Here is a 17055-nt window from a genome sequence, read left to right as displayed (position 1 = left end):
CTCCCGTGGGACCGCGAGGAGACCGCCACCATCTACCTCGCCGGACTCCACATCGCGGGCATCCTCCTTGGTCCGCGAGATGAGGCCATCTCTCTGACAGCCCCCGCACACACGCCAGGTCGGCCGGAGGGTCACACTGCGTAGGTGCTGATCAGACGAGAAATCCCCGCCGACCTGGCCGCTGTCCGTGCGGTGACCATCGCCTCCTCCTACAAGCCGCACGAGGAGGAACCTGTGGAGGTGATTCTGCGGGACTCACTGCACAAGGGTGAAAACTGGATACCAGCGCTCTCGCTGGTGGCCGAGGGCGAGGACGGCGCGATCATCGGTCATGCTCTGTGCACCTGGGGCCGAATCGGTGCCGTCCGAGTCCCCAACCTCAGCCTGCTCGGTGTGCGATGCGACCATCGCCGCCGCGGCGTCGGAACGGCCCTGGTCCACGCCACTCTCGCCGCAGCCGACGCCCTCGACACCTTGATGGTCGTTGTCCTCGGTGACCCCGACTTCTACGGGCGGTTCGGCTTCCAGCCGAGCACCGACTTTGGCATCGTCGGCGAGGAACCAGCCTGGGAGCACATGTTCCAGATCCGCCCCCTGCACGCCTACGATCCGTCCGTACAAGGCGAATTCACCTACCCCGAACCCTTCGGCAGTATCTGACGCGACGAGGCAGCGAAGTGGAATCCAGCCGGGCTCGGTGATCCAAACGATCCGTCCTAGACCAGCGCACTCCTGGCTTCGCGCCCCTTGGCCAGATGGCGCAGCAGGGCCCAGATCGCCGTGGCGTTGATCAGTGCGCCGATCAGGAGCGGGGCGTAGATGCCGAGTCCGGCCCACAGGTCGGGCTCGGCGGCCACGGACGGGTCCGGTACCCAGTCTGCGGGGTACCGTCCCGGCTCCGGAACGGACTCCGTGAGCGGCTCGGCGGGCGGCAGCGAGCCGTAGGAGGGCTCCGCGGTCGGGGGCGGCACCTCGGCTGACTCCAGGGCGGCCTTTGCGGCTCCGAAGGCGGTCAGCAGCAGGAGGCTGACCGGCGCCGTGGCCAGTATGGGCCCGAGTGTGCTGAAGATGGTGTCGTGCCCGGCCTGGGAGGCCATCTCAAGCCGGACCAGCATCGCGGCGACCAGGGCCAGGTATCCACCGGGCACCCACATCTCGGGCTTCGACCAGCGCCGCACCATTTCGTTCCCCGTCCCGTTCTGCTTCGTTCGTTCTGTTGCCAGTCTCGAAGCTGCAGGGTCCCGCCACCTGAGTACGCCTACTCATCCTGTTCGGACCTGCGTACCTGGTCAGAGCCGTGGACAGCAGGCACCGCGGGGACACCGCGCACCGAATCCCCCCATGTCCGGCACACCGCGCCGGAGGATTCCGCGACGTCCTTCTCGCGATGGACCACTACCCCATCCCGAGTTCGCCGGCACCGATGGCGCCCCGCAGGACGTGGGCGCTCTCCCCGGGCTTGAGTGGCGACGAGGTGGGTGCGACCGGCGCGGGCGTTGACGCTGCCGATGTTCACGATCCGGCCGCAGCGCCGTTCGATCATGCCGGGGGTCAGGGCGTGGCAGGTGCGGTAGTGGGCGGTGAGGTTCACGTCGAGGGAGTAGTTCAGGCGGCTTCGTCGGTGTCCTGTCAGGGGACGCGGGGATAGGAGCCGGCGTTGTTGACGAGGATCCCGACGGGGCCGATCTCGGCGCGGACGGAGTCGGCCATGGTGTGGACGACGGAGGGGTCGGTCAGGTCGGCGTTCACTGATGGCGGTGCTTCTGTCGCGCTCGAAGGCGGCGAGGAGGGCGTGGGCGTCGAGGTCCTGGCGCTCGCATTGATTCCGTGTCGTTCCGCGAGCAGGCGGCCACCGCCCGTACTTCTCGCTCCGGGCCGCGGCGTCCGCCCGCTCCTGCACCGCAGCCTGCTCGACCGCGCGACCTCCCGTCGTCAGCCGGTCGGTCCGCCCGGGAGGGAAGGCCGACCGGCTTCCTTTCGATCACGGCGGCCCTGGCAGTCGGCACGAGGGGGCCACACCCGGTGGACAGACCCTGCCGGCGCTCGGGGCCGTACTCAAGGGCACCAGGAGTTGCCGCTCTTGCTCGCCCGGGCCTCCACCGTGTAGCCCTGCCCACCATCGAACGCCCAGGACACGCCGAGATGGGCGGTGGCACCGTCGATCCGCTTGATGAGGCAGAGGCCGGTGCGCTCGCCACCCGGGTCGTTGCGCCCGGCAGGATCATCCGGATCGGGGGGTGCCGGCAGCCAGCCGTTCTGGTCGGCAGCCGTCCGGTAGTAGGCGACTACGTCCGCTCGGTGGGCGGGCTCGGCGTACTCGCGGCCGACGTACGCGAAGGCATCGTCGTCGTCGCAGCCGGAGTAGGACTCTCCTTGGGGCTGTGCTCCTTGCGGGGTGCCGAGCGCCCGGATCTGGGCGGCCATCGGGTCCTGCAGTCCCGCGTCCGCGGCGGTGCAGCCGTAGAGCCCACCGTTGAGGGCCCACCAGCCACCGATGACGGCGAGTGTGCCGAAGACCAGTCCGCCCGTGACTACGGACGCTGCCACCCGAAGATCGTTCACGGGCGGGAGCGTACTCGTCGGCACTGGCCGGGAGAAGCCGGGTACCCGTAACTGCCACGGCGCGGCCGTCCAGTCCATCGCCGCGACCACCACCCGCACCGGACTGTGCGTGAGGGCCGGACTCGACACCCATACCTACCCGACCGGAGTCACGATCAGTGATGCGGAGATGGCCGTCCTGCCCTTGACCCGGCATGCCTTCCACGGCGACGGCACTATGCCCTGCCCCCGCAGCCATCACCCGTGATCCCGGCGGCCCGGACCCCACAGACGCCGGAGCCGGAGTGGGACGAGGCCCTGCTCTCCGATTCCGCACTGACCGGGATGCTCCGCCTGCAACGGAACGACCTCACCAAGACCCTGGCCCCAGACGGGGATAGCCGGCGCGGCCGCCCGCCCGGGCTGACCTTCCCCGACCAGGTCCTGGCCACCGTCCTCCACCTACGGGCCGCCCTGCCCGCGGAGCCCCTCGCTGTGCTGTTCGGCACCAGCCGCACCGCCATGCACCGCACCCTGTGGATGAACCGGCGCCTGCTCGAGGCACACGGCATCGCTGTCGCACCCGCGACAACGCCACCCACGACCCTCGCCGCCCTTCAGGCCCGGGTCCGGGCACAGACGGGCGAGGACAACAAGATCAAAACAACGTGTTGATGATCTGCAAGTCCTTAGGGGCCGCTACATACGGGTTCGTTGGCAGCGGTTTTACCCGAAGGAGCCTTGAGGCCCATCCAGCGTCGGGGTCGCGGTGAACCCGCTCCTGGGGGACACGCTCTGGGGGACGCCCTCCGCGACTTTGCCCCCCTCGCGCAGGTCCGCGCCCAGATCGCCGAGCTGAGCGCGTCGCCGGCGCCGCAGCAGAACCTGGGCGCCCGTTCGCTGACGCTGTCAGCACCGTGAGCATCCTTCCGCAGTTAGAGCGCAGCCTGGGCGCCGTCGGGGGGCCGGCCAGCGCGCAGGACGCGATCCGTCGGATGGTCGACTCGGGCAACGTGCCCGGGCCTTCCTTGCCCCTCTACCCGGTCTTCATCGACCCTTCCTGGCGAGTCGAATTTGCGGGCGTCGGGGACGAGGACCTGGCGGGGGTGGGTCCAGCCGAGCGTCCGCTTGAGCAGCCGGACGTCATCACCCAGGCAGGCCTCAAGTCGTTTACCTCAGCGGCCGGCCCGCACCCCGACCGAACGCACCGGGGTCCCCGCGTACACCCCCCTCACCGCCGTCTTCACCGCAACCAACCGACCCGCTCCGCGACCCCCGGGCAGGCAGTGGTGGCGGGCCGGCTACACGGCGGTCCTGCGGCGATCAGCACGGGCTCAATCCACCCCGCCCGCACCTTCGCTGCCCTTGCGGACAGTTCGCCCGTGCGCGAACAGTCTCCGTTCCGTGCCTCTTGCACCCAACTTTCCGGACGGCCGGAACGGCTGCGGTCGAGCCCGCATCTGGTTGTTCGTCACGCTTCCCGCGTGCCGCTTCCACCGATCCGCACACCGCAGGAGGACCATTGCACCGTCATTCCCGCACACCCACAGCGCTCGGACTCGGCATCACAGCCGCCATGACCCTGGCCCTGGCCGGGACGCCCCTCGCCCAGGCCGCCGCCCCGGCACCCGATCCCGTCCCGGCTCTGGTGGCAGGCACGGACACCGCCGCCCCGCAGCTGGTCACCGGCCTCGTCGAGCCGGCCCAGGGGAGTCCGGCCGATGCCGCCAAGGCTCATCTCGCGGCCCACCCGGACCGGTACCGCATCGATACCGCGCAGCTGACCGAGATCGCGTCCGAGCGCGGCACGGGCGGCCGGCACACCGTCAGGTTCCAGCAGCGCCACCACGGTATGCCCGTATTCGGCGCGCAGTACCTCGTCCACCTCACCGGTGACGGCGCCGAGCAGCGGGTCGAGTCGGTCGGCGGCAAGTACTTCACCGGTCTCACCGCACCGACCATCGCCACCGTCCCCGATGCCGTGCTCCGCGAGCTGGCACTCGGTTCGCTCGGTGACCCGCGCGCCCGCGCCGGGGCCAGGGCCGAGGACCACGGCCAGCTGATCCTGCCCGGCGGCGCCGGCTGGCTGGCCCGGCACTTCACCCTGCGCGGCGCCGCCCCGGCCACCGGTGGACCACAGGCCCGTGAGGTCTACGTGGACGCCACCGACGGCACGATCGCCCTCTCCTACGACGCCCGCATCCCGGACACCGCCACAGCCCGCACCGCGCCGGGCGCCGAGCCTGCCGCAGGCACCGCCCCGGATGCCCTCGGCCGCACCGTCAACGTGAACATCGGCCGACTGCCGGACGGGAGTTACCAGCTCACCGACCTCACCCGGCCGGCCACCATCACCACCTACGACGCGGCGGGCCGCAGCTACTACGACTTCGGAGGCGGCGTCCCCGCCGACGTCCTCCCGGCCCGCTCCCCGGGCCCGGACTTCCCGGCCGCCACGGGCAGCAGCGGCGCCACCGACGCGCACCTCAACGCCGGCGCCGTGTACGACTTCTACCGCGACCGGCTCGGCCGGAACGGGCTGGACGGCAAGGGTTCCGCGATCATCTCGGTGGCCAACGCGAGCGACGACGGCACGCCCATGAACAACGCGCTCTGGGACGGCCGGAAGATGATCTACGGAGTCGGCGGCGGCACCTACCGGCCGTTCTCCGTCCCCCTCGACATAGCGGGCCACGAGATGACCCACGGCGTCATCCACCACACCGCCGGCCTGGTGGGCGCCGGTCAGCCCGGCTCGATGAACGAGGCACTGGCCGACTACTTCGGCAACGCCATCGAGGTGACCGCCCGGGGCATCGCGATGGACGACCCGAAGGCCGCGCTGCTGGGCGAGACCCTGTGCCTCACCGGTACACCGGAGGCCTGCGCGCAGCGCCGCCTGGACGACCGCCGGACCACCCTGAACGACTACCTCGGCGCCGGGAACGACGTCGACAGCGGCGGGGTGCACCCGAACTCCACCATCTTCGGCGGCGCACTGTGGGACATCCGGCGCACACTGGACCCCCTCGTCGCCGACCGGCTGATCTACCGGGCGCTCGCCGACTACCTCACCCCGCTGGACGACTTCGTCGACGGGCGCAACGCGGTGCTCGCCGCGGGCAAGGCGATGAAGCTCACCCGCGCCCAACTCCGTTCGGTGACAGCGGCGTTCGACGCGCACGGGATCCGGGCCGGCTGGCAGCAGAAGCTCGGCGTGGACAGTCACCTGCTGCTCCGGGGCGCCGCCAGCCCCGGCAGGCCGGCCGTCGCCGACGGCCGCTGGGTGATGGGCAACACCGACCCGGCCAAGAAGGGCCAGGGCACCCCCCTGTACACCGGCTCCACCACCAGCGCCGCCGCCCCCACCAGGCTCAGCCCGCAGGACCAGCGGGCACACGGCTGGTCGGCCACCGACGGCAAGTCCGCCGCCTGGGTGGCACAGGGCACCGACACCCAGGGCGTATGGGGGTTCGAGGTGCTGACCCGCTCCCTGTCCGGGGGCCCGATCCGCAGCCTCTTCCGCTCCCCGGCCCAGTGGCCCGCCGACGTCCAGATCTCGGGCTCCGACGTGGCCTTCCGGGTCAGCGACCCCACCACCGGCCAGGGCCAGGTGCTCCTCTTCCGCGACGGCGCACCGGCCGGGAAGCTCCCGCTGCCCGACGGTCACGACATGACCGGCCTCACCCTGAAGGACGGGCTGCTCGGCGGGACCGAAACCTGGACGGCCGGCGCGGGCGAGGTTTCCGCGCCCACCGTCTACTCGCTCGCAGACGGCAAGGTCACCGCGCAGTACGTGACGGGCGACCCGAACGGCGGCAGCGGGATCTGGACTTCCTCCACGCTGCTCGCGGGGGGCAGACTGCTCTGGGTCGAGAACCCCGGGGACCGGACGAAGCGCAGCGCGATCCGTTCGGGGGCGCTGAACGGCTCCGGAACGACCGACGTGCTGCGGAGGGACACGCCGCACGCCCCGGCGAACATGGAACTCACCGCCTCCGACCGGTCGGTCACCTTCAACGTCTGGGACGCCAATCCCGCCGGGGGCTGGTCCAACGCGGTACTGCCCAAGCTCTGGCAGCTCCCCCTTACCGGCGGAACCCCCAAGCGCCTCTCCTGCAACCGCGGAAGCCAGGTCATGGCGGCAGCCGACCAGGGCACCCGGGTGGTCTGGCTCGACTCCACCGCAGGACGTACCGACCTGGTGGCCCGCAACCGCCCCGCCGGCACCTGCTGACCCTCCGCCCACCCCTATCCGGCTGAGCGACCGCCGGTCACGGGGCCGGTGCCGGGCTCGTAGACGAGCCCGGCACCCGGCACCCGCGGCGGACCTGACCGGCGTCCTCGTCGGCTACGGCCGCGTCTCCACCAAGGGCCGCTCCTCGACCGGCAGATCCTCGGCTCGGAGGGCGCCGGGTGCGCGCGGATCTTCGCGGACAAGCGGTCCGGGAAGAATGCCGAGCGGCCCGAGCTGCGGAAGGCGCTCGACTACGCCCGGCCGGGCGACACCCTCGTGGTGCTCTCCCCCCACCGGCTCGGCCGCTCCATCCAGGACCTCATCTCCATCGTGGCCGGTCTGGACAAGCGCGGGGTGGGCTTTCCACTCCCTGCACGCGTCACTGGCACCACCACCCCCGGCGGCAGGCTCGTATTCCACGTCTTTGCCACCCTCGCGGAGTTCATCCGCGAGCTGATCATCCAGGGCACCCACGAGGGCCCGGCCGCCGCGCGCCCGCGGCCAGCAGATCGGCCGCCCGCCGGCGGTGAACGCTGAGCAGATCCGGCACGCCCGCGCGATGCCCGCCGACCCGGAGGCCACGGTCACCTCGCTCGCCAAGCAGTTGGACGTCTCCCGGACGACCCTCTCCACGTGCGTGCCCGAGCTGAAGGCCCGCGGGCCCCGTCATCGGCCCACAGGCTGATCGCCGAGATCAACGCCGATTCGGTCGTCGACCGGCAGAGGCGTCTGGCGCCACCCTCTGCGCTGCAAACGGCTGCGCATGGACGTGGCCGTGAGGGACGGGCCGTTGTTCGGCGCGGGCCCACGACCGAGCGCGACCGCCGGCTGAGAGGTGTGGGTGAGCACCTGCACGGAGGGGCCGGCGCATGATCGGGGCTTGCGGGATCACACCCGAGATCGGCCGCCGCGGCACCGTCCACGGCTCCGGCCTCGGCAGAACAGTTGGGTCGTCGAGCGGACCTTCGCCTGGCTCCACCCGTTCAAACGGCTCCGGATCCGCTACGAGATACGAGCCGACCTGCACGTGTGACCGCTCGGTCAGTGGTCCCTGCGTCCGGGACGTTCCTCGTACGGGGTGGCACGGGAGCCGTCGACGCCCACCTCCAGGCGGCCGATCCGCTCGATCTCCACGACCACGCGGTCTCCGTGGCTCAGCGGGCCGACTCCGGCGGGGGTGCCCGTGGCGATCACGTCGCCGGGGTGGAGGGTCATGACGGAGGAGGTGTAGGCGATCAGGTCCCGGATGCCGTAGATCAGGTGGGCCGTGTTGGTCCGCTGCCGGCGGGCACCGCCCACGTCGCAGCGGAGGTCGAGGGAGTCCGGGTCCGGGATCTCGTCCGCGGTCACGATCCAGGGGCCGATGGGGGTGAACGTGTCGAACGACTTGCGGGTGGAGCGGTCTTCGCCGGAGCGGACGGTGATGTCCAGTAGGCACGTGTAGCCGAAGACGTAGTCCAAGGCCTCGTCCGGGCTGACGTGCGCGGCAGTGCGGCCGATGACGACGCCGAGTTCGCCCTCCTGGTCCGTGCGCTTGTCGGAGTAGGGCAGGAGGATGTCCTGGCCGGGTCCGATGACCGATGAATTGGCCTTCAGGAAGACACCGAGGTCGGCGACCGAGGTGGTGTATTCCATCTCGGCCTTGTGGTCGAGGTAGTTGACCGGTGCGCCGATGATCTTTCCAGGGCGGGGCAGCGGAGCTTCCAGGACGGTCTCGGCGAGCGGGAACCGCGTACGGCCGGCGAGGTCCAGTTCTGCTGGGCCGTGCAAGTCTGCGGTCTCGATGTGGTGGTGGAGTGCTCCGGCCGGCCCGAAGGTTCCGGAGCCGGCGAGCAGTTCGGTCACGTCGACGAGGTCGTCCCCGTCGAGGAGCCCGATACGTCCTTTGTTGAACAGGGCCAGGCGCACCATGGTCTCCTTGATGAAGTGTCGGATGTGCGGATCAGGCGCCGGGGTCGGCGTCTTCCGTGCGGTAGAGACCCAGGGAGCGCATGACGGGCTCATCGCTGTAGGAGAACAGCACGGCGTCGTTCGAGGACGAGCTGTTGAGGTGCCGGTAGGACGTCCAACCGGGCACGGCGAAGGTGTCGTTCTCGGACCACTCCAGCCGCTTCCCGTCCACGATCGTGGCGCCTTCACCGCGTACGACGCTGAAGATGGTGGAGGCGGTATGCCGGCGCCCGGTGCCCCGGAAGCCCGGGCGCAGCCGCTGGACGCGGCAGCCGATCGTGGGCATGACCGGACCGCCGGTCCACGGGTTGGTGTATTCGAGGACGATGCCGTCGGCCTCGCTGCCCTCTGCGGTGTCGGCGACGGCCTCCAGGGCCCGCTGGGTCTCTGTCCAGGTGTAGCGGGTGACGGGGGAGTGGGGTCCGTCAGGGGTGAGCCAGGTGGGGGTCAGCCGGCCGTGCAGGAATTGCTTGCTGCCCGCGTCGTCGGGCCGGGTGACGGGCTGGAGCCGCCGGGGGTACTTCTCGTAGAAGCCGGCTTCCAGGGCGTTGACGAGCGGGTAGTCGAGCGCGTCGAGCCAGATCATCGGCGCGTCGCCCTCATGGGTGTGGTCGTGCCAGTGCCACCCGGGGGTGAGCAGCAGGTCGCCCGGGGACATGAAGACGCGCTCGCCGTTGACGGTGGTCCACGCGCCGCTGCCCTCCAGGATGAAGCGAAACGCGTTCGACGTGTGCCGGTGCGCCTGCGCGGTCTCTCCGGGAAGGATGATCTGCAGGCCGGCATAGAGGGTGTTGACGGTGGCCGGGGGATCGCTCAGACCGGGGTTCACCAGCATGAGCACGCGTCGTTCGGCGTCCTCCAGGGAGAGGGTCCGGGAGAAGTGCAGCAGCTGGGGCCGCAGTTCCTGCCAGCTCCAACGGTGGGGAACGGCACGGCTCTTCGGTTCGGCGGGGAACAGATTGCCGTGGAAGCGCCACAGCGGTGCGGCTCCCGAACCCTCCAGCGCCTTGTAGGCGAGTTCGTCGTTCATGGTGTCCTCTCGCGGTGGCGGGGTTACGGGGCGGGAACGGAGGCAGGGGTCGGCGTCCACACCCAGGACATGTCGTCGAAGTCCTCGGAGGAACGGGTCGAGAAGAGGGCGTTGCGGAGGGTGGCTCCCATTCCCTCCAGGTGGCAGATCTCGCCGAAGCGCCGGGCGTTCGTCTGGACGAGCGCCGCCCGTTGGCGGCGCTGCCCGGCGTACGCGGCGAACGCGTCGGCCGGGTCGGCGAACCGGCCGAGCGCTTCCCCGAGGGCAACGGCATCCTCCAGTGCCTGGCAGGCACCTTGGGCCAGGTACTGGAGCATGGGGTGGGCGGCGTCGCCGAGCAGCACGATGCGGCCGTGCACCCATGTGTCGATGGGCAGGCGGTCGTACAGGGGCCAGCGGCGGTCGCGTGCCACCAGCGGGAGCGCGTCGCGGACCGCCTGGCAGGCCCCGGCGAAGCGTTCTTCGAGCTCGGCCTCGGTGCCCCAGGCGTCCGAGTCGGGCGTGTAGTGGTCGCTCTCGAACACGGCGACCTGGTTGTACAGCTCGCCACGCCGGACGGGGTACTGCACCAGGTGCATACGGGGCCCTGCCCAGACCATCACCGCTTCCGACGCGGCGTACTGCGACATCCTGCCCGTCATGCTGTGGGCGGACAGGGCCCCGCGGTAGGCCACGTAGCGCGAGCAGACCGGTTCGCCGTCGTCGACCAGGGCCTGGCGCAGGCGCGAGTGCAGGCCGTCGGCGGCCACGACCGCGTCGGCGGTGTGCTGCGCCGTGGTGTCGGCGAAGTGCAGGTGTACTCCCGCGCCGTCCTGCTCGGCATGGGTGACGGTGTGACCGGTGCGGAGCGTGACGGCGGGGTGGTCCCGGCAGGCGTCCAGGAGCGCGGAGTGCAGGTCGGTGCGATGGGTGACCAGGTACGGGTGCGTGAAGCGTTCGGTGTACGCCGCGCTGCGCAGGTCGACGGAGGTCACCTCGTCACCGCTCAGAGCGTCCATCATCACCAGTCGCGGCGGGGCGACGGCGTTGCGCTGGACCGCCGGGAGGACTCCGAGCTGTTCCAGTGCGGCGGACGCGTTGGGCGCGAGCTGCAAGCCGGCTCCGATCTCGCCGAACCGGGCGGATCGTTCGAGCACCGTGACGTGGTGGCCGGCGCGGGCAGCCGCCAGCGCGGCGGCCAGCCCGCCGATGCCGCCGCCGACGACGGCGATGCGGAGTGGAGTGGGGAGTGCACACATGAGGCCTCCTTGGGGATCGGAGCGGAACGTAGGAGAGGGGAGGGCGGAAACCGTCACGCCAGGTAGGTCGAACGCCGATCATTGGTGTACGCACTAGTGCGGCGTGAGTTCACCTGGGCGTCACGGCCAACGGTTCGTGCGGACCGGTGCGTCGGTCCGGGCGGCGATGTCGGCGACGGTGACGCCCGGAGCCGTCTCCACGAGAGCCAAGCCGTCCTCGGTGACGTCGAGGACGCCGAGGTCGGTGATGATGCGGTGAACGCACTGCTCGCCCGTGAGGGGCAGGGAGCAGTCTTCGACGATCTTGGGGCTGCCGTCCTTGGCGGTGTGTTCCATGAGGACGATGACGCGGCCGGCGCCGTGTACGAGGTCCATGGCTCCACCCATGCCCTTGACCATCTTGCCGGGGACCATCCAGTTCGCGAGGTCGCCGTGCTGCGACACCTGCATCGCGCCCAGGACCGCCGTGTCGATGTGGCCGCCGCGGATCATGCCGAAGGACAGGGCGGAGTCGAAGAACGAGGCGCCGGGCAGTACGGTGACGGTCTCCTTTCCGGCGTTGATCAGGTCGGGGTCGACCTCGTCCGCGACGGGGTAGGGGCCCGTGCCGAGGATGCCGTTTTCGGAGTGGAGGACCACGTGGACGCCGGGCGGGAGCAGGCCGGGGATGAGGGTGGGCAGCCCGATGCCGAGGTTGACGTAGGAGCCGTCGGCGAGTTCGGCGGCGGCCCGGGCCGCCATGTGGTTGCGGGTCCAGGGCATCAGGGACGCACCGTCCTCTTCTCGATGGGCTTGTCCGTCGCCTGCGGCGGGGAGAGTTCCACGACCCTGCGGACGTAGATGCCAGGGAGGTGCACTTCCTCGGGGCTGAGATCGCCCGGTTCCGCGAGTTCTTCGACCTCGGCGATCGTGACGCGGCCGGCCATGGCGGCAAGTGGGTTGAAGTTGGCCGCGGATTTGCGGAAGACGAGGTTTCCGTGCCGGTCCCCCCGCCAGGCCCGTACGAGGGCGTAGTCGGTGGTGATGCCGTGCTCCAGCACGTGCCGGCGGCCGGCGAACTCCCGGGTCTCCTTGGCAGGTGACGCGACGGCGACCGAGCCGTCGGGAGCGTGGCGCCAGGGCAGTCCGCCGGAGGCGACCTGGGTGCCCACGCCGGCCGGGGTGTAGAAGGCGGGGATGCCGGCGCCCCCGGCACGCAGGCGTTCGGCGAGCGTTCCTTGCGGGACGAGCTCCACTTCCAGCTCACCGGCGAGGTATTGACGGGCGAACTCCTTGTTCTCGCCGACGTACGAGCCGGTGACGCGGGCGATGCGTCCGGCGGAGAGCAGGACTCCGAGCCCGCGTCCGTCGACCCCGCAGTTGTTGGAGACGACCCGCAGGTCGTCCGCGCCCTGGGCGAGAAGGGCGCGGATCAGGAACTCGGGTACACCACTGAGACCGAAACCGCCCACGGCCAGTGAGGCGCCCGGCTGGATGTCGGCCACCGCCTCGGCGGCGCCTTCCATGACTTTGTCCACGGTGTGTGCTCCTTTCAGGGGGTGACACCGGGCAGGAAGCAGGACCAGGCGCCGTCCACGACGACGTTGGCCCCGGTGATGTCGGCGGCCTCGTCGGACACGAGGAACAACGCGGCGCTGACGGCGTCCTCGGGCCGGCCGGAGCTGACACAGTTGGCACGAACCCCGTACGGAGCGCCTTCCGTCGCAAGCTGCTGCGTCAGCGCCACCAGCGAACCCCTGGACGCCGAGCGAGCGGCGCGTGGAGGAAGTGGGGACGCCGTGGGACCGGTGGTCGGGCAGACCGTCAGTACGCAGCCGCGGCTGCGTACCAAGTGCGGCCACGTGGCTCGGACCGTAGGCCACACCGAGTTCAGCTGCACGCCCATGGTGCGAGCGACGTTGTCGTACGGCCGGCTGCCGAGGTCGCCGAAGCGGACGCTGCCCGTGGTCACGTAGACGATGTCGATGCCGCCGAACGCCCCCACGGCTTCGTCGACCCAGGAACGGACGGATCCCTCGTCGGTGACGTCCAGGGGGGCGGGGGCGAGCGCCGTGCCTCCTGCTCGGGCGATCAGGCGCTGGGTATCGAGGGCGTCCTGGTGGATCGGGTCGCCCGCGACGACGAGTGCGCCCTCGGCTGCGAATCTGAGGGCGGCCGCCCTGCCATGGCCCTGAGCCGTACCGGAGACCAGGGCGACCTTGCCTTCCAGGCGCATCACGTCCCACCCTCCGAGCGCAGGGCGTCCGAGACGGACTTCACGCCACCGTGAGCGGTGAGACCCCCGTCGACCGGGATCTCGGCTCCGCTGATGAACGACGAGTCGTCGGAGAGCAGGAAGACGACCAGTGGCGCCATCTCACCGACGGTGCCCGTGCGTCCCAACGGGGTTTCACGGATGGTGGCCTCGCGGAAGGCCGGGGCGGCGGACGCGGTCATCTCGGTCTCGATGTAACCGGGGTGGATCGTGTTGACGCGAATGCCACGCGGGCCGAGTTCGAGGGCGGCGATCTTCGACAGGCCGCGCAGCGCCCATTTGCCGGTCGTGTAGGCCACCGGGTAGTGCGCGGTGACGGCCGCCGACGAGCCGACGTTGACGATGGAGGAACCGGGAGGCATGAGCGGAGCGAGGTGTTGGATGCCGAGGAGCGGCCCGGTGACGTTGACGGCGTGGACGCGGGCCATGTCCTCGGCGCGTACGTCGCCGAGGCGGGCGCGCCAGGTGAGGCCGGCGTTGTTGACCAGGCCGTCTACCTGGCCGTAGGTCTCGCGCAGTTCGGCGGCCAGGCCCGCCCAGTCCTCCTCGCTGCTGACGTCGAGGTGTCGGCAACCGCTGCCGGTGACCACGTCGGTGGCGATGACGTGGGCGCCCTCGCGGGTGAGTGCTTCTGCCTCGGCCGCGCCTTGGCCGCGAGCGGCGCCCGTGACCACCACGACCTTGCCCCGCAGCCTCTGGGGTGCCGGGGTGCTCACGGCCGCTCCCGGTTGCGCCGGCGGCCCGCGGGCAGGGGTACGGGCTCGGTCCCGGGAACGATGGAGTTGGTGAGCGAACCGATGCCCTCGACCGTGAGGGTGACGGTGTCGCCGGGCACCAGTGGCGGCGGGTCCTGCTCGCCGCGCAGGCCCCAGAGTTCGGCGAGGCAGCCGCCGTTGCCGCAGGTGCCCGAGCCGAGGACGTCGCCGGGGCGCACGACCGTGCCGCGCGAGGCGTAGGCGGTCATCTCCTCGAAGGTCCAGCTCATGTTGGACAGCAGGTCCTCGCCGACGGTCACGCCGTTGATCTCGGCTCTCAGGGCCAGGCGCAGGAAGCCCTCGGTGTCCCGGTGCTGGTCCAGCTCGTCGGCGGTGACCAGGTAGGGGCCCAGGGTGGTGGCGGTGTCCTTGCCCTTGCAGGGGCCGAGGCCGATCTTCATCTCGGCGGACTGGAGGTCGCGGGCGGACCAGTCGTTGAAGACGCTGTAGCCGACGATGTGGTCGCGGGCCTGTGCCGGGGTGAGGTCGCGGCCCTCACGGCCGATGACGGCGGCCACTTCGAGTTCGAAGTCGAGCACGGCCGCGCCGGGCGGCACGGGTATGCCGTCGAGCGGCCCGTAGATCGCGTGCGGGTTGGTGAAGTAGAAGGTCGGTGCGGCGTACCACTGCTCAGGCACGCCGGCCCTCCCCTCCACGGCACGCCGGACCCCCTCGACGTGCTCCTCGAAGGTGACGAAGTCCCGTACGGCCGTGGGCTGCACGGGAGGCAGCAGCCGCACCTGCGAGACGTGCGGGCCGGGCGGTACGTCGAGTGCGGCTGCCCCTGCGTCGAGGAGCCCGGGGAGACCGCCGGTCTGTTCCAGCAGGGTCGTGAGCGAGGAGACGCCGGGCAGGGGGAAGAGCGTGCCGTCCGCTTCCACGACGCCGACGTGCCGGGAATGGTGGTGCTCGTAGGAGGCGAAGCGCATGTGCGGCTCCCGGTAGGAGTGGTCGGCCAGGGGTACGGCTGCTCCGGCCGATGTCGGCGCGGGAGCCGCGGTGAGGGCTCGTCGGCCGTGGGGCCGGGGACGCGGAACTGTGTGTCAGGGCAGGTGACAGGGCCACCGCGTCCCCGGAGTCGGGTGGATCAGACCGGCGGGGCGACGAAGACACCGCGGTCGGGGTCGTTGAACGACTCCTTGGCGACGATCTCGTTCATGGCGTTGGCGGTGCCCCACTGGTCGGTGACGTCCGGATCGGAGAAGTCGTAGACGTGCGGATGCCAGCTGTCCTCGTCGAGCAGCTCCAGCTCCGTCGTGTACTCGACGGTGTTGCCGTGCGGGTCGAGGAAGTACGTGAAGGTGTTGTCGCCGGCCATGTGGCGGCCGGGGCCCCAGATCTTTCGGTGGCCCGCCCTGATCACGCGGCCGGAGCCGCGCATGTACTCGTCGATGCCCCGCATCTCGAACGAGATGTGGTGCAGGGAGGTGTGCGGGCCCTTGGCCAGCGCCATGGAATGGTGCTGGTTGCTGATCCGCATGAAGTGCATGACCTCGCCCATGTGGGGCGAGCTGAGGGTGTCGGAGAGACGGAAGCCGAGGTGGCGCTCGTACCACGCGCGGGTGCGATCGAGGTCGGGGGAGTTCAGGACGACGTGGGAGAGCTTGACCGGGATGGCCTCCTTCTCCTCGATCTTGCGGTGCTGGCGCACCTCGACGTCGGCGGAGACCTCGATGGTGCGCCCGTCGACGTCGAAGAAGCGGAAGCCGTAGCCGCCGCCGGGCGTGTCCACGGTCCCGGGCCGTGAGATCGGCTGGACGCCTCCGGCCAGGAGCCGCTCGGCGAGGGTGTCCACGTCGGCGGGGGCGGCGGCGCCGTAGGAGACGAGGTCGAGCCGCTTCTCCTCGGCCTTGCGCAGCCGTACCACGTACTGCTCCGGGGAGCCCTCGGCGGCCAGGAAGGAGATGCCGGAATCCTCGGCGACCTTGGTCAGGCCCCAGACGCCGGCGTAGAAGTCGAGCTGCTTTTCGTAGTCCGGCACGGCCAGGTCGACGTGCCGCAGGTGGGTGAGCAGACGTGCGTTCATGGTGGGTACCTCCTCAGACGAGGGCGAGGTTCAGCAGGGCGGCCGCGTTGCCGCCGCGGACGGCGTCGAATTCGGTCTCGGGCAGGCGCGCGGCCCTGAGGGCGGCGACCGGGTGCTCGGTGCCCATGTCGAAGGGGAAGTCGGATCCGAGCAGGACCCGCCCGGACCCGACGACCCGCACCAACGCCCGCAGGACGTCGGGGTCATGGACCAACGAATCGAAGTAGAGCCGCTTGAGGTAGCTGCTGGGAGGGTGCAGGCAGCCCGCGCTCGCGTCGGAGCGGGCCGACCAGGCGTGGTCGGAGCGTCCGATGTGGGTGGGCAGGTATCCGCCGCCGTGGGCCGCGATCAGCTTCAGGCCGGGGTGGCGGTCCAGCACGCCGGAGAAGATGAGGTGGGAGAGCGCGACGGCGTTCTCGGTGGGCTGGCCGACGGTGTTGGACAGGTACCACCGGTTCAGGCGCTCGTCGAGGGTGCAGCCGAAGGGGTGCAGGAAGACGATCGCGCCCGTCTCCGCGGCCCGCGCCCAGAAGGGCTCGTAGGCGGGGTCGGACAGGTCGCGGCCCGGCGCGTGGCTGGAGATCTCCACCCCGGCCAGTCCGTGTTCCGCGGCGTGGTCGAGGGCCCGTACTGCCTGTTCCGGGTGCTGGAGGGGGACGAGCCCGAGTCCGCGCAGCCGGTCGGGTGCGGCCGCGCAGTGGGTGGCGGTCGCCTCGTTGGCGAGCCGGTACACCTTCTCGGCCGTGGCCTCGTCCGCCCAGTAGTGGTAGTGGGAGGGGGACGGGCTGACCAGCTGTACGTCCACGCCTTGCGCGTCCATGGCGGCGAGGCGTACGGCGGGGTCGGTCAGCCGGGGGATGCGCTCACGGACCATGGGCCCGCTGACCGCGAGCGCCGCGGCGCCGTTGCGCCGGGCATCGAGGGCCCTTGCCTCCGCCAGTCCCGGCAGGCCGCCCACGAGGGCCTCGACCTCCGGCAGCAGCACATGGGCGTGTACGTCGACGGTGGGCGCGGTCAGCGGCTC

General features: G+C 70.9%; 17 protein-coding genes and 2 pseudogenes. 6 read left to right on the top strand and 13 right to left on the bottom strand.

The window, feature by feature from the left end; genetic code table 11:
• Nucleotides 1-144: 144 nt before the first annotated feature.
• Nucleotides 145-660 (top strand): GNAT family N-acetyltransferase, encoded by a 516-nt coding sequence (locus ACFWW8_RS26965; RefSeq protein WP_386532101.1) that lies wholly within the window; start codon nt 145-147, stop codon nt 658-660.
• Between the two features lie 56 nt (nt 661-716).
• On the opposite strand, the gene ACFWW8_RS26960 is transcribed toward ACFWW8_RS26965, so the two are convergent.
• The 3 genes from ACFWW8_RS26960 to ACFWW8_RS26950 form a co-directional block, all read right to left on the bottom strand.
• Complete coding sequence (locus ACFWW8_RS26960; protein ID WP_386532099.1) at nt 717-1181, bottom strand: hypothetical protein; 465 nt, start codon at nt 1179-1181, stop codon at nt 717-719.
• Between the two features lie 77 nt (nt 1182-1258).
• Nucleotides 1259-1609 carry an SDR family NAD(P)-dependent oxidoreductase gene (locus ACFWW8_RS26955; RefSeq protein ID WP_386532213.1) on the bottom strand — a complete coding sequence of 117 codons (351 nt, stop codon included), beginning with the start codon at nt 1607-1609 and terminating at the stop codon, nt 1259-1261.
• Between the two features lie 446 nt (nt 1610-2055).
• On the bottom strand, nt 2056-2547 hold the full coding sequence (locus ACFWW8_RS26950) for a hypothetical protein (protein WP_386532098.1): 492 nt from the start codon (nt 2545-2547) through the stop codon (nt 2056-2058).
• Between the two features lie 70 nt (nt 2548-2617).
• Between ACFWW8_RS26950 and ACFWW8_RS26945 the strand changes: the two are divergent.
• The 5 genes and pseudogenes from ACFWW8_RS26945 to ACFWW8_RS26925 form a co-directional block, all read left to right on the top strand.
• Nucleotides 2618-3216, top strand: a pseudogene (locus tag ACFWW8_RS26945) (ISAzo13 family transposase); the annotation flags it as partial.
• An 847-nt stretch (nt 3217-4063) separates the two neighbouring features.
• Nucleotides 4064-6778, top strand: a complete 2715-nt coding sequence (locus ACFWW8_RS26940; protein WP_386532096.1) for a M4 family metallopeptidase — start codon at nt 4064-4066, stop codon at nt 6776-6778.
• A 156-nt stretch (nt 6779-6934) separates the two neighbouring features.
• Nucleotides 6935-7315 carry a recombinase family protein gene (locus tag ACFWW8_RS26935; RefSeq protein WP_386532210.1) on the top strand — a complete coding sequence of 127 codons (381 nt, stop codon included), beginning with the start codon at nt 6935-6937 and terminating at the stop codon, nt 7313-7315.
• On the top strand, nt 7305-7463 hold the full coding sequence (locus tag ACFWW8_RS26930; RefSeq protein ID WP_386532095.1) for a hypothetical protein: 159 nt from the start codon (nt 7305-7307) through the stop codon (nt 7461-7463). The genes ACFWW8_RS26935 and ACFWW8_RS26930 overlap by 11 nt, the downstream gene beginning before the upstream one ends.
• Nucleotides 7464-7641: 178 nt before the next feature.
• Nucleotides 7642-7811 (top strand): annotated as a pseudogene (locus ACFWW8_RS26925) (IS5/IS1182 family transposase); the annotation flags it as partial.
• 8 nt (nt 7812-7819) lie between these two features.
• Here the strand turns inward: ACFWW8_RS26925 and ACFWW8_RS26920 are convergent.
• From ACFWW8_RS26920 to ACFWW8_RS26875, 10 genes are all read right to left on the bottom strand, one after another.
• Entirely contained in the window at nt 7820-8689 is an 870-nt protein-coding gene (locus ACFWW8_RS26920; RefSeq protein WP_386532093.1) for a fumarylacetoacetate hydrolase family protein, read from the bottom strand.
• Between the two features lie 31 nt (nt 8690-8720).
• Nucleotides 8721-9758: a cupin domain-containing protein gene (locus ACFWW8_RS26915; RefSeq protein ID WP_386532091.1), complete on the bottom strand. Its 1038-nt coding sequence runs from the start codon at nt 9756-9758 to the stop codon at nt 8721-8723.
• 23 nt (nt 9759-9781) lie between these two features.
• Complete coding sequence (locus tag ACFWW8_RS26910) at nt 9782-10996, bottom strand: FAD-dependent monooxygenase (protein WP_386532089.1); 1215 nt, start codon at nt 10994-10996, stop codon at nt 9782-9784.
• Between the two features lie 120 nt (nt 10997-11116).
• Nucleotides 11117-11758 carry a 3-oxoacid CoA-transferase subunit B gene (locus ACFWW8_RS26905; RefSeq protein WP_386532087.1) on the bottom strand — a complete coding sequence of 214 codons (642 nt, stop codon included), beginning with the start codon at nt 11756-11758 and terminating at the stop codon, nt 11117-11119.
• A complete protein-coding gene (locus ACFWW8_RS26900) occupies nt 11758-12513 on the bottom strand; it encodes a CoA transferase subunit A (RefSeq protein WP_386532085.1) in 756 nt (251 codons plus the stop codon). Before ACFWW8_RS26900 ends, ACFWW8_RS26905 begins: the two co-directional genes overlap by 1 nt.
• 14 nt (nt 12514-12527) lie before the next feature.
• The gene (locus ACFWW8_RS26895) at nt 12528-13211 is read right to left on the bottom strand and encodes an SDR family NAD(P)-dependent oxidoreductase (RefSeq protein ID WP_386532207.1); all 684 of its coding nucleotides are present in this window, start codon (nt 13209-13211) and stop codon (nt 12528-12530) included.
• Nucleotides 13211-13966: an SDR family NAD(P)-dependent oxidoreductase gene (locus ACFWW8_RS26890; protein ID WP_386532083.1), complete on the bottom strand. Its 756-nt coding sequence runs from the start codon at nt 13964-13966 to the stop codon at nt 13211-13213. Before ACFWW8_RS26890 ends, ACFWW8_RS26895 begins: the two co-directional genes overlap by 1 nt.
• Entirely contained in the window at nt 13963-14934 is a 972-nt protein-coding gene (locus ACFWW8_RS26885; protein ID WP_386532081.1) for a fumarylacetoacetate hydrolase family protein, read from the bottom strand. The genes ACFWW8_RS26890 and ACFWW8_RS26885 overlap by 4 nt, the downstream gene beginning before the upstream one ends.
• A gap of 158 nt (nt 14935-15092) precedes the next feature.
• A complete protein-coding gene (locus tag ACFWW8_RS26880; RefSeq protein ID WP_386532079.1) occupies nt 15093-16031 on the bottom strand; it encodes a VOC family protein in 939 nt (312 codons plus the stop codon).
• A 13-nt stretch (nt 16032-16044) separates the two neighbouring features.
• Nucleotides 16045-17049, bottom strand: coding sequence for an amidohydrolase family protein (locus tag ACFWW8_RS26875; RefSeq protein ID WP_386532205.1), 1005 nt, complete (start codon nt 17047-17049; stop codon nt 16045-16047).
• Nucleotides 17050-17055: the final 6 nt, after the last annotated feature.

This window comes from Streptomyces sp. NPDC058701 (assembly GCF_042715295.1).
In the GTDB taxonomy this organism is placed as follows: Bacteria; Actinomycetota; Actinomycetes; order Streptomycetales; family Streptomycetaceae; genus Streptomyces.
This window is presented reverse-complemented; position numbering and strand designations above follow the sequence as displayed.